Genomic DNA, 12689 nt, shown 5'->3' on the forward strand with positions numbered 1-12689 from the left:
CTTTTGAGTTTTCGTATAAAAAGTCCTAGCCTCTCAATTGTCTTTGGATTGTCGAGCAAGACGCAGTGGTTGAGTGGGCTCTACTACGCTGATTTCATCAGCTTTTACAGCCCTACTCAACTGTGCGTAGGTGGGACGACGAAATCGAATTCTAAAGAATTACCGATTTCTGTCCCCCTCTCTATGTATCGATTTTTTATTCATATAATAGAAAGGTGCCGAATGCCTAGTTAGAATCGGTTGGACTCCCAGCGAAGAGGAATTATCCTAGCTGCTACTCACTATTTCACGTAAATTATCCAAATGCTGGTTATCAGTCACAGCTATAATGCTGACTCCTTCTGGCCAGACAAAGTCTGGGGTAAACTGGCTTTCCAAAGGCTGATTTTTTTTCAAACGGTAGCCGATAATATTAAGATGATACAACCTACGGGCGTCTACATCACGAACTGTTTTCCCGACCCAGCTAGCAGGCAGTTCAAACTCAGCCACCACTACATCGTCATCCAGCTGGAAGACCTCAATCGAATGGTTAAAGAGAATGGTCTTAGCCAATGAAATACCAGCCTCCACTTCAGGCAGGATAACTAGATCAGCTCCTACCTTTTCCAGCACCTGCTGGGTTACTTCATCCTTGACCTTGGCAATGACATTTTTTACGCCCAATGCCTTGCAGTGCATGACCGCTAGGACGCTGGATTCCAGACTTTCTCCCGTCGCTACGACCACCGTATCACAGGACCCAACGTCTGCCGCCTCCAAAAGCTCCATATCGGTAATGTCCCCGATCACACCGACGGCAATCATGTCTTCATACTGATTGATTGTCTCTTCGTGATTATCAATCGCAATGATTTCTACATCTTGAGAAATCAAGGCCTCAATGATACTCTGTCCAAAAATCCCCAAGCCGAGGATTCCAACTGTTTGATTTGCCATTTCTTTTCTCCTATCCAATCATAATGTCCGCCTTGCTGTAATGCAAGGTTGCAGCCTTCTTCGGTTGATAATGGTTGAGACTGACCATAAGAGTCAGCGGCCCCACCCGTCCAATAAACATTAGCAACATAATCACAATCATACCAGCTGTATTGAGGCTGGTAGTGATATTTGCCGTGACACCAACTGTAGCCAATGCCGACACAGTCTCAAATATCAGGTAAATAAAGCGATGACTGCTATCGGTCACTAGCCCAAGAGCCAAAAGACCAAGCAGAAATGTCAGCTGAAAAATCACTGTCACACCAAAAGCCTTCTGCACTAGCTGAGGAGCTAGTGTCCTCCGCCCCATATTGGTATGAGGCAAGCCCAGAATTTCCTTTCGGGCAAAAAGCAAAAGAACTAAGAAGGTCGTAATTTTCAGACCGCCCGCTGTACCCCCCGGAGCCCCTCCTAGAAACATCTGGAGCAGATAGATAAACAGGGTTACTGGACGAGCAGCCGTATAATCTATGGAAGCAAAGCCAGCTGTCCTCATACTGACTGTCTGGAAAAAGCTAACCAGTAGCTTATCGCCAAAGGAAAGATTGCCAATCGTTCCAGGATTATTGTACTCCGTCCAGAGACTCGTGACCGTCCCAAAAACGAGGAGACCAGCAGTCAGCAGCAAGACTACCTTAGTATGAAAGTGCAGCCCCTTCTGTTTTCCTCCCAATTTAGTCGCCAAGTCAAACCAAACCATAAAGCCAAGTCCTCCAGTAATAATGAGGAGAGCCAAGGTGATATTGACCAAAACATCTGTCTGCAAGCCTAGTAGACTATCATTGCCAAAATTATCAAAGCCCGCATTACAAAATGCAGAAACGGCTAAAAAGATAGAATTAAAAATCCCTTTTCTCAGACCAAACTTGGGAATGAAGCGAATCATGAGAAGGAGCGCACCCAGTCCTTCGATAGTAAAAGTCGTGATAAAAATCGAACGGACAAATTGACCTAAGGTACGATTGTGCCCATAACTAAAACTATCCCGTAGAATACAGCGATCCTTGAGGCTGAGCTTTTTCCGACTTTCCATGGTGAAAAATCCGATAAAAGTCAGGATTCCCAATCCACCAATCTGAATAAGCAGCATACAAAGGAGCTGGCCCCAGACATTGTATGTATCCACAACCGATCGAGTAAAAAGCCCTGTCACACAGACCATCGAGACAGCTGTAAAAAGATGATCCAGATAGCCCGCTTGGGAACTTGCCGTCTGCACCCAAGGCAGACTGAGTAGCAAGGAGCCACAGAATATCACCAGAAGAAAAGACAAGATAATCTTTTGCGCTGGTGACAAGCGTGAAAATAAATGCTTCATAAAGTTTCCTTTCCTGATCTAATAAAAGCAGAGGCTAGCTCTATCTGCCCTTCTCTTTCCTTGACAGCCCGCTGCAAATCATCTGGACTCTGCAAGTTTCTAACTTTGATGGCATAATCTACTGCGACAATAGCATGGCCATTGGTAGTCGGCTCGACCTTCCCAGCTAGCTTTTCTCGAAAGAGATCATAGTAGTCATAGGTCTTATCCGCTGGCACTGTCGGGGAAAACTTAAGAATAGTATCCTGGACGTCCTTGAAATCATCTACCCATTGCAGCCGATGAAAGTAATGATTGGTCAGCTCGTAAAAATCTTGACTGACTGTCCCTCGCTCGCAATAGGCACTTTCTAGCCCGCAGAGGACATTCTTTATCTCAGGATACTGGCGACAGATGTCAATCACCTCGTGAACAACCTGCTTAGGCATATCAGCCGTAAAAAGCAGGTCCTTTCGGTCCTTGACAAAACCCCATTTTCCGCCACAAAGGAAAGCTCATCATAGTAGTCAGGAAAAAGATCCCGTAGCTGATAATACTGGTTGCCACTGGCTACCACAAACTGACAGCCGACTTCCTGCATCGCAGCTAAAATTCGCTTAAAGAGTGGCACATCATAAGTATAATCTGAACGGACAAAGGTTCCATCCACATCTACTGCCACTAGTTTAATATCCTTATCCATGATTTATCTTCCTTACTGTTCAATTATTTTTCTAAATAAGCTGAACTATAACTTTACTTTCATCCTTTTTCTTAAGCAAAGGCGACAGTTTCTACCAATAAACTCTACTTTTAGTAGTCGCTGAAACGTCTGTGCTTGATTTCAAAGTCGAAATAATGCTCCTCCTGAAGGCGACGGAAGATATCTCGATAGGCATTCTCGTCAAAAGATTCTCCTCGATAAAGGATTTCAAAACTAAGATCGTCATATTCCAAAAAAGCATTGGCTGAGCGGAATCCCTTACGCTGATAAAAGTCCCAGCGAGCCTGGCGTTGCTCAGGATTGTCACAAGGCTCATCCAGACGCTCAATCTCTAAGAGCATGGTTCGCTGATAAAAATTTACCAGCTTATCAATGATTTCTCCACCATAGCCATGGCTGCGTAGGTGGGGCATAATGGCAAAAAAACTGACATAAAAAGCCTGTTCATTGGAAATAGCAAAAGCAAATCCAACAAACTCATTTTCATGATAAAAAGCGAAAAAATTAGCCTCTTCCTGATCTTCATAACGCAAAAACTCACTGAGCGGCACCCTCTCCTCTTCCGGAAAAGCCTCAATATTCAAGGCTTCTACTTTGTCCAAATCCGGAAAATCTGCTGTAATAAGCTGGCTGGTTAAACTCATAAAATCACTCCTTTTCTATTGATAGTATAACAAATTTTGCAAAGGGTTTCAAAAACGAGCAAACTAGTTGGCAAGAGTTCATAAAAACCAAGGGAAATATCTTGGCTTGCTGATTGATTATTTACTTGCCTACACTAACCTGCACTGGAAACCTCCCTGATCGGTCATTAGTCTGTTGATTTCATCCTTGGGGGGTCCACCACTTTCTACTGTAACTATCTGGACAAGGGGGTTATTTGTTTAACATCAACTCTGTAGTAGTAAGGAATCATAATCATGGATGCTCAGGATTTAGGTTATCGCTTTCCTCTGTATAAAATAAAAGATGTTGAAATCACAGTAACAATTCCAACACCTTTTGAATTTTTTGATTGATAACCCTTCGTCTGCTAAAGCTACCTTCATAAATACAAATTCTTAATTTTCTAATTTGTCCCCATACTCATGGTTTCCGGCAAAGTACTACCTCCATCAATAACAACTTGAGAACCTGTTAAATAAGAGGATTCATCGCTTCCTAGAAATGCAAAAAGTTCACCAACCTCTTTTGGTTTTGCTAGACGTTTCATTGGTACACCACGGGCAATGTCATTGATAACACTTTCTGGATCGTCAGGATTTGACTCTTTTGCCATCTTTTCCACCATAGGTGTACGAGCATAGCCGAGCTGAGTGCAGTTAACCCGAATATTACGTTCTGCATATTCAACAGCCAAAGATTTTGTCAAACCGACAAGAGCTGCCTTAGTCATAGCATAGGCCGCTTCTCCAGCATCAGCTACAATGTCTCCTGTCACTGAAGAAGCAATGACAATTGCACCTTTTCCTTGCCTGAGCATAGGTTGGATAACAGCTTGACAGGTATTCCAAACACCCTTAATATTCACATCAATATGGAAATCTCTCATTTGGTCACTCATTTCCTCAAACGGAGCCAACTGACAAACACCGGCATTGCAACATGCAATATCCAAAGAACCGAATTGCTTCACTGTCTCTCTCACCGCTGCTTCCATATCCTCTTTTTTTGATACATCTCCGACAAAAGTAATGACCTCTGCCTGATAAGAATCTCGAAGTTCTTGAGCCGTTTTTTCCAGCACTATTGAATCAAGATCAATCAAGCAACATTTCGCCCCATATTTAGCATAAACAAGGGCAATCCCTTTTCCAAGTCCAGCAGCAGCTCCTGTGATTAAAGCTACCTTATTATCTAATTTCGCCATTTTCAACATCCTTTCTAAATAATAGTATAAGAAAAACGTTTTCAACCTAAGTGTAGTCTAAAGAAATGCCTTTGTCAAATATTAATAGACTATGAAATATTCAATGAATACTATCATATAAAAGCTTTGTTAAGGACTTAAATGAGTCATATTGAACTATAAAAAAGAGAGAAGCTGCCTTCTCTCTCAATGTTAAAATTTGTCAGCTATTACAGCAACGAAATCTATGAATATTCTCTAGATCGCTTTTACTCTTCTACACGTACACCTTGAGTATCCACTTGCAACTGGAAGACTTGCCCATCAAAGCCCTGTTCCTTGATTAGTTTGTAAATCTTCTCAGCTTTGTTCCGCGGAGATAAGACCATCACTGTTGGTCCGGCTCCCGAAATATAGGTCGCAAAAGCTCCTTGTTTTCTGGCTAAAAATTTGATATCAGAAAACTCTTTGATGAGCGGCTGGCGGTATCTTTCATGGAACCGATCTGATTCAATGGCACGACCAGCTGTTTTCATATCTCCCTTTAAAAGCGCTGCAATGGCCACATTTGCTATAGAGCTCGCTGCAACTGCTTCCTTATAAGAAAGACGGTTTGGCAGTACACGGCGGCTTTCAAATGTTCTTAACTCATAATCAGGGATGAAAGCGATAAAGCTAGCCTCTGGAAAGTCTGATACAACTGCTGAGACCTGATTGTGGAAAGAACTAGCAACCACTAAATTCCCGTAGATTGCAGGAGCAACATTATCAGGATGACCTTCGATTTTTGTCGCAATTTTCAACTTTTCATGATTAGACAAGTTAAGATTTGCTAACTGGTTAGCCAGTTCAATTCCTGCTACGATAACGGAGCTGGAAGAACCGAGACCGCGCGCCAAAGGAATATCACTGGTCATTTTCAGACGGCGAGGCTGAAGGTCTGGTGCTAATTGCAGGGCAATCTTAATGAGCAAATTGCGCCGATCCGTCGGAATTCTAGGATTCAGGTCATGCTCAATGACCCACTCCTGACTCTCCCCCAAGACTTCGATTTCCAAATATTTGGAGACAGCGACACCAACTGAGTCAAAGCCAGGCCCAATATTGGCACTAGTTGCCGGTACAATAATTTTCATCTTATTCTCCTAATACTTTAAAGGTATTGAGCAATTCAAACTCTGGTACCTCGCGCAACTTAGCCACTACATTTTCTAGCTGAGTTTTGCTAACAGCGTGTGTGATAATAACCACACGAGCTGTTTCGCCATCGCTGCTTTCTTGAAGAATCTGCTTAAATGATACTTCCTCAGCATTGAAAATTTCAGCCAAATGCAAGACTTGACCTCTAGCATCTGGAGCCAAAATAGAGAAATAATAGCTACTCTTCACATCCTCAGGCTTAGCCAGAACTAGCTCACGACTAAATTCATTGAAGGCTTTGCCGATAGTGTCTTCATTTAGACGGCGGACAATGCGGACGATGTCTGCAACAACACTGGTAGCAGTTGGTTTCTGACCCGCACCTGGACCGTAATACATGGACTCTCCAATACCGATTGACTCGACAAAGACAGCGTTCATTACGCCATTTACGCTAGCTAGGGGATGTGCTTTAGGCAAGAAAGTAGGTGTCACCTCAGCTGCAATTCCGGATGGTGTTTCCTCGATAGATCCAACTAATTTAACCACATAGCCCAATTCCTGAGCAACTGCGACATCTTCAGGCGTGATATTGCGAATACCTTGGTGGCCGACATCTTCAAACTGGATATTCATACCGAAAGCAAATTGGCTGAGAATGACCATTTTATAGGCTGCGTCAATTCCATCAACGTCGTTGGTCGGATCACTTTCAGCAAATCCTAGGCGTTGTGCTTCTGCAAGGGCAGCTTCGTATGACCAGCCTTCTTCTACCATCTTGGTCATCATGAAGTTAGAAGTTCCATTGACTACCCCCAGAACGCGAGTAATCTTATCAGACGCTAATGAATTGACTAAGGTACGCAAAATTGGGATACCGCCTGCAACAGCTGCTTCATAGTAGAGAGCAACGCCATTTTTCTGAGCAATATCTAACAATTCTGAACCGTGAACTGCCAGTAAGTCCTTGTTGGCAGTTACCACTTGCTTACCTGCTTCGAGTGCACGTGTAATAAAGGTTTTAGCTGGCTCAATCCGCCCCATCAGCTCCACTACAATAGCAATCTCGTCGTCATTTAAGATTTCATCCACATTGGTCACAAAGTTGAAATCATTCCCAGCAGCTAAGAGACGTTCCTTTTCAGCATCATCCTTAACTAGGACCTTAGCTACCTCAATCTCTGAATGGGCAGCCTGAACAATCTTTTCTCCGTTTTCTTTCAGTAAGAAAGGAACACCGCTGGCAACCGTTCCAAAACCAAGTAAAGCAATTTTAACAGACATGAAGAACTCCTTGAATATTTCTTATATAAAAAATATTATAACAAAATTATATAGAAATGCCTACAAATCTATTTGTAGTTTTGTTATAATATAGGTAAAAATTTAAAAGTTCATAAGATTAGAAGGAGATATTATGGCAGGTAAACACACTGGAAATCGCATGCAAAGACGCAAAGCTAAGAAAAGAGCTATCTTTTTAGCTATATTCAACCTCTTCTTACTCCTCGTTTTGGTCATAGGAGGATTTTATCTTTGGAATACCAAATTCTCCTTCAACAAACAGACCACTGAAGGTAGTCAGACAGTGCAATCTACCTCTACACCTGCTTCTAATGTCACAAATGAAGATGATTCGAGCAAGGCTTCAACCGTAAAATGGGTAAAGCAGGATCAGCCGGTCAAAATTCCAATTTTGATGTACCATGCTATCCATGTAATGGATCCCTCTGAGGCTGCAAATGCAGGTTTAATTGTAGATCCTAGCACTTTTGAAAGCCACTTGCAAGCTCTGAAAGAAGCTGGGTATTATACTTTAACTCCCGATGAAGCCTACAAAGTTTTGACAGAAAATGTCCTGCCTGAAAATAAAAAAGTAGTCTGGCTGACATTTGATGATAGTTTGAAAGACTTTTACACTAATGCCTTCCCGCTGCTTCAAAAGTACCAGATGAAGGCCACTAACAATGTCATCACTGGATTTGTCGAAGCAGGTCGAGAGGATATGTTGACTCTGGAAGAGATGAAAGAGATGAAAGCACAAGGCATGTCTTTTGAGGATCATACTGTCAACCACCCTGACCTTTCTGCTACATCAGCTGATCAGCAAACCACTGAATTACGAGATTCAAAAGCCTTTTTGGATAACAATCTCTCACAAAACACCACAACTGTTGCCTATCCATCCGGACGCTACAGCGATACTACTCTGCAAATAGCTGAAAGTCTCGGCTATAAGATGGGCGTAACAACCAATCACGGCCTCGCCTCACTTGCTGATGGTCTACTCTCACTCAATCGTGTTCGCATCAATCCAACAACCACCGCTGACGATTTATTAAATGAAATCGCAACGAATTAGATTAAAAAGCTGCTCTATATGAAGCAGCTTTTTAAAAACTTTTTATCAACAGTAGCAAATGATTGAAGAGCCTCTTTTGCCCACTTAAAAAAGCAACGAATTTTCGTTGCTTTTACTTTTCATCAATGACGATGCGTACTTTTTTGTACTCGGTTGGGACAGAGTAAACAATCGTCCTTATAGCGGAGATAGTACGCCCCTTACGACCGATTACACGTCCAACATCACTTGGATCAAGATCAAGATGATACTCTAAAAACTCAGGTGTATCTTCAATCTTGATAGTTAAGGCATCTGGCTGTGAAATCAAAGGTTTCACTATCGCAATAATGAGATTTTCAATCGTGTCCATATATCAACCTGCACTTCTATTATTTAGAGTATTTTGAATCGTGGAATTTCTTCAAAACACCAGCTTTTGAAAGGATGTTGCGAACTGTATCTGAAGGCTGAGCTCCATCAGCCAACCATGCAAGAACGCGATCTTCTTTCAAAGTCACTTGGTTTTCTTCAACAAGTGGGTTGTAAGTTCCAACTGTTTCGATGAAACGACCGTCACGTGGTGAACGTGAATCTGCAACGTTGATACGGTAGAAAGGTTTTTTCTTAGAACCCATACGAGTCAAACGGATTTTTACTGCCATTTTTAAAATGTCTCTTTTCTTTATTTTTTCTTTCGGTGAAATAGCTAAGCTATTTAGCACATGTTCTATTATAGCAGATTAAAAACAGCTGTCAAGTTTTTTTCTTGACAGAGTTGAAATTTTTTCAAAGCAGCAATTTTTTTACTTCCTCATAGGAGGACACGGTATAAGTCGGATGAACACTACTATTGTTCATCAGCTTTTTGGGATTATACCAGATAGAATCAAGACCTGCATTATTGGCGCCAGCAATATCTGCTGTCAAGGAGTCTCCAATCATCAAAGTCTGATACAGGTCAAAATCTGGTATCTGCTTTGCTATTTTTTCATAAAATAAAGCTTCAGGCTTCTGAGTTCCCATTTTTTCAGAGATGAAAATGTGATTAAAATAAGGAGAAATGTCGGAATTGGCCATGCGGCCGGTCTGAATAGCAGTGATGCCATTGGTCGCTCCGTAAATCTCATAGTCAGCTGCTGTCAGACTGTCCAAAAGCTCGCTAGCACCAGCGTAAGTTTGTCCTTGCTGAGCAATATGCTGCTGATAAAGGAGGGCCAACTCGGCGCCATCCTTCTCAATGCCAAAATGAGCAAAAAGACGAGAAAAGCGAGTGTTGACCAGCTCCAGCTTGGTAATTTTACCCTGCTCCAGTTCCCGCCAAAGCCCCTTGTTCATGGGAATATAATAGTCTTTGTAGCTCTGAATCTCCGTCACGCCCTGCTCCTCCAAAAAATGCGTCAGCGCGATGTCTTCTGCCGTATCAAAATCCAGCAATGTATGGTCAAGGTCGAAAAGTAGAAATTTGTATGACAAAATCGAAATCCTTTCTGTAACTGTAGTAGCTTCATTATACCACAATGCATAAAAAACCAGCCGCTCAAAAAAGAACGGCTGGTTTCTAATCTATTTCACCACCGGTATCCAGAGTTCCATTTGATAGTCTGGCGAGGACATGTCTCCCTCGGTGTAAACTTCAAAGTCTGGTGCTCCTGAGTGGCGATAGCCAGTTTCTGGGAAAAAGACTTCCAAAACATATTTCCAAGCATGGTGGATACTGGCTGGTATAGCGCCTTTGACTGGTACGATAGCATATTCAGCTTCTGCGATTTCCTTGATTGACAGACCTAGTTCTTCTGCTTTCGCTTTATCCGTCACATCATAAGCAGCCATATAATTAATGATTTCACCTTCTTTAACATCAGAGCAGAGGCCAAAGGATTGGCCACTGCTCAGACTTTCTAGGCTTTCAAAGCTGTGATTTGCATAGAGCTGCTCCCATGCAGACGGGCACTGGCTATTGTCAATAGCTTCCAATAGGACGCCTGCCACGGTAAAAGCAGGTTTCTTTTGAATCTTGATATCCATGTTCTTTCCTCCTGTAATCTTTAAGGATAATTGAAGTCTAGGAAAGACCCGATAAGGTTTTCCATTTCGAACTTCTGAGGGGGTCGCACCATGGAATTTCTTGAAGGCTGCGCTGAAAGCATCCGCAGAGTCATAGCCGTATTTCATCGCAATGTCAATGACTTTCTCAGAGCTTTTCCGCAAGTCTGTCACTGCTTCTGACAGCCTGCGATTGCGTAGATATTCTGCTAAAGTCATATCTGCTAGAATAGAAAAGAGCCTGCTAAAGAGAGCATAAGAATAGCCTGACAGCTGCTGGAATTGCTGCAAATCCACTTCTGCGTCTAGCTTACTTTCCAGATATTCCATGGTTCGATTGAATTGATGCATCATAATCTTTTTACCTCCTGACTATAGTTTAACAAACCTAGTATTCTCCTGCCCTAGAATTTTTGTACAAGATTTATAGGGGATTTTACAACCTATCCCGCAGCTTCTCCACAAAGAGATAAGCCGCTGGACAGGTCAGGGTATTTCTGATTGTCAGATGATTAATCTGATGAATCTTCTTGCGGTCTGTATGAGGGAACTCTCGGCAGGCCTTGGGACGGACATCGTAGATCGAGCAGAGATTGTCCCCACCTAAAAAAGGACAAGGCATGGCCTTGAAAACCTTGTCACCGTCTTCGTCCACCTGCAGAAATTCCTCTTCAAAAGCTGGCAGCTTCATCTTGAAATACTTGGCAATGCGGACAATGTCGGCTTCCTTAAAGTCTGGCCCCAGAGTTTTACAGCAATTGGCGCAGGCTGTACAGTCAATCTCCTCAAAGACTTCATCATGGATTTGCTGGGCAATCTTATCGAGGTCTTTTGGTGGCTTTTTCTTGAGACTGGCTAAAAATTTTCGGTGCTCTTTCTGTTTTTGCAGGGCTAGCTGATGGTATTTTTCAAGGTCAATTTCTTGAGGCATGATCTCTCATTCTCTCTATTCATAGGCATTTGACACTTAGCATTATACCATAAAATAAAAAAACGGCAGCTTTTAATAAAAACTGCTGTTTCATTTTTAGATATTCGATTTTCCTGACTCTTCTAGCTTTTCATCCCAAGTGTATTCAATATAATAAACGAATTTACCGAGAGTATCCGAATCCCCTTCAAAGGAGATGAGATAGATCTTATCCTTTTGTTTGAAAATCCAGCTAGTGAGGTATTGACCAGATTTCATATTGACATTTACTTGATAAGCATCATTTCCTGAAACAGTCGTTTTTGCTCCCCAAAATTTCTCCGCCTCTTTATTCTCACTCCAGTTATAATATATGCGATTTGCGATTGTCTCAGCCGTGAAATCCTCACCTTCTCCAATATTAGCTTTTTCCTTCGTATAGGCATTCATGCTGACAATGTTGTAGCCGGAACCATCTGTATACTGGATACTGTCTCCACCACCTAAATCAGTAAACTTAACCCAGTTCTTTGGAATGCTGATGTAGCCATAGTCATCTGAACCGACACGTTTGGTTTCTGCAGTGACCAAACTATCATCCGCACTAGAGCTTGAGCTGCTATCACCTCTTAAAGAGAAAGTCTCACTCGTTGAAGACGACTTAACTCCACCCTTTTTTCTAGGAAATAATACACAAGAACTCAATGTCAAGCCTATTAAGCCCATCATAAGCAGTAAAAACCATTTCTTTTTCATAGAAAAACTCCTTTCCAAAAGAGTAAATTGTACCGATAACTATATTTTACCATATTTATCCATTTGCAAAAAATATTTACTGTCTAATCTGATAACTAAAGACAAGGAGCATTATTGTAGTGTAAGCTATACGCTGCGATAAATAATATTCTCAATTGATTTCTGCACTTCCGATTTTAGCCCCTATGGACCTGACTAAAGATTTGATTTTTGTCAGAACTACCAACTCTGGCTTGATTCTGGCATTTTTGTTACAAGCTCTTTCAGAACATTCTCAAGTTGATAAACTACTTCTTTTTAAGATTTGTTAAAAAGAAAGTTTCACTTTTAACTCACACATCCCAGAGGCACTATACAACGGATAAAAAGAAGGATTGGAAAGCAAATAATAAAATACTTGTCCTTGAAATGCTATTCGATAAGAATGCTGTAACAGTTGGCAAAATAGATAGGCAAAATCCAATAATACACCTACATCCGACAGCCTCGAAACGAAAAGTTTTGAACAAATTCAAGCGATTTTTCTAGTACATCTTTCTTTTGTAAGGGATTGATTGTGTGAGAAAAGCCCTTCTTTCAACTTTTCTGTTCATCATAGTAGTTTCATTCCATCTTGTTCTAGCTCATTTTTACACGATACATAAA

13 protein-coding genes and 2 pseudogenes are annotated in these 12689 nt (G+C 41.7%); 1 reads left to right on the top strand and 14 read right to left on the bottom strand.

The window, feature by feature from the left end:
• Positions 1 to 267: 267 nt before the first annotated feature.
• The 8 genes and pseudogenes from AC5FEC_RS04320 to AC5FEC_RS04355 form a co-directional block, all read right to left on the bottom strand.
• The gene (locus AC5FEC_RS04320) at positions 268 to 939 is read right to left on the bottom strand and encodes a potassium channel family protein (RefSeq protein ID WP_493661407.1); all 672 of its coding nucleotides are present in this window, start codon (positions 937 to 939) and stop codon (positions 268 to 270) included.
• A 10-nt stretch (positions 940 to 949) separates the two neighbouring features.
• The gene (locus tag AC5FEC_RS04325; protein ID WP_493661408.1) at positions 950 to 2299 is read right to left on the bottom strand and encodes a TrkH family potassium uptake protein; all 1350 of its coding nucleotides are present in this window, start codon (positions 2297 to 2299) and stop codon (positions 950 to 952) included.
• Positions 2296 to 2439, bottom strand: a pseudogene (locus AC5FEC_RS04330) (putative immunity protein); the annotation flags it as partial. The pseudogene AC5FEC_RS04330 and the gene AC5FEC_RS04325, both read right to left, overlap by 4 nt.
• Positions 2425 to 2981: pseudogene (locus AC5FEC_RS04335) on the bottom strand (HAD hydrolase family protein); the annotation flags it as partial. The pseudogenes AC5FEC_RS04330 and AC5FEC_RS04335, both read right to left, overlap by 15 nt.
• Before the next feature lie 110 nt (positions 2982 to 3091).
• Positions 3092 to 3646, bottom strand: a complete 555-nt coding sequence (locus tag AC5FEC_RS04340) for a GNAT family N-acetyltransferase (protein ID WP_493661409.1) — start codon at positions 3644 to 3646, stop codon at positions 3092 to 3094.
• 425 nt (positions 3647 to 4071) lie between these two features.
• Positions 4072 to 4872: an SDR family oxidoreductase UcpA gene (ucpA, locus tag AC5FEC_RS04345; protein ID WP_493661410.1), complete on the bottom strand. Its 801-nt coding sequence runs from the start codon at positions 4870 to 4872 to the stop codon at positions 4072 to 4074.
• 248 nt (positions 4873 to 5120) lie between these two features.
• A complete protein-coding gene (gene thrB / locus AC5FEC_RS04350) occupies positions 5121 to 5987 on the bottom strand; it encodes a homoserine kinase (protein WP_493661411.1) in 867 nt (288 codons plus the stop codon).
• A gap of 1 nt (position 5988) precedes the next feature.
• On the bottom strand, positions 5989 to 7275 hold the full coding sequence (locus AC5FEC_RS04355) for a homoserine dehydrogenase (RefSeq protein WP_217473009.1): 1287 nt from the start codon (positions 7273 to 7275) through the stop codon (positions 5989 to 5991).
• Between the two features lie 133 nt (positions 7276 to 7408).
• Between AC5FEC_RS04355 and AC5FEC_RS04360 the strand changes: the two genes are divergently transcribed.
• Positions 7409 to 8353 carry a polysaccharide deacetylase family protein gene (locus tag AC5FEC_RS04360; RefSeq protein WP_217473008.1) on the top strand — a complete coding sequence of 315 codons (945 nt, stop codon included), beginning with the start codon at positions 7409 to 7411 and terminating at the stop codon, positions 8351 to 8353.
• A 112-nt stretch (positions 8354 to 8465) separates the two neighbouring features.
• Here the strand turns inward: AC5FEC_RS04360 and kphA are convergent, their stop codons facing one another.
• The 6 genes from kphA to AC5FEC_RS04390 all read right to left on the bottom strand — a co-directional run bounded on the left by kphA (position 8466) and on the right by AC5FEC_RS04390 (position 12044).
• Positions 8466 to 8705, bottom strand: coding sequence for an RNA-binding protein KphA (gene kphA, locus AC5FEC_RS04365; RefSeq protein WP_005590445.1), 240 nt, complete (start codon positions 8703 to 8705; stop codon positions 8466 to 8468).
• A gap of 19 nt (positions 8706 to 8724) precedes the next feature.
• Positions 8725 to 8997, bottom strand: coding sequence for a 30S ribosomal protein S16 (gene rpsP, locus AC5FEC_RS04370; RefSeq protein ID WP_005590447.1), 273 nt, complete (start codon positions 8995 to 8997; stop codon positions 8725 to 8727).
• 124 nt (positions 8998 to 9121) lie between these two features.
• The gene (pynA, locus tag AC5FEC_RS04375) at positions 9122 to 9808 is read right to left on the bottom strand and encodes a pyrimidine 5'-nucleotidase PynA (RefSeq protein ID WP_037617506.1); all 687 of its coding nucleotides are present in this window, start codon (positions 9806 to 9808) and stop codon (positions 9122 to 9124) included.
• A 90-nt stretch (positions 9809 to 9898) separates the two neighbouring features.
• On the bottom strand, positions 9899 to 10732 hold the full coding sequence (locus AC5FEC_RS04380; RefSeq protein WP_493661412.1) for an AraC family transcriptional regulator: 834 nt from the start codon (positions 10730 to 10732) through the stop codon (positions 9899 to 9901).
• Between the two features lie 82 nt (positions 10733 to 10814).
• Positions 10815 to 11309 (bottom strand): YkgJ family cysteine cluster protein, encoded by a 495-nt coding sequence (locus AC5FEC_RS04385; RefSeq protein WP_493661413.1) that lies wholly within the window; start codon positions 11307 to 11309, stop codon positions 10815 to 10817.
• 96 nt (positions 11310 to 11405) lie between these two features.
• Complete coding sequence (locus tag AC5FEC_RS04390) at positions 11406 to 12044, bottom strand: hypothetical protein (protein ID WP_149517250.1); 639 nt, start codon at positions 12042 to 12044, stop codon at positions 11406 to 11408.
• Positions 12045 to 12689 lie beyond the last annotated feature (645 nt).

Source organism: Streptococcus sp. STC1396, assembly GCF_058933875.1.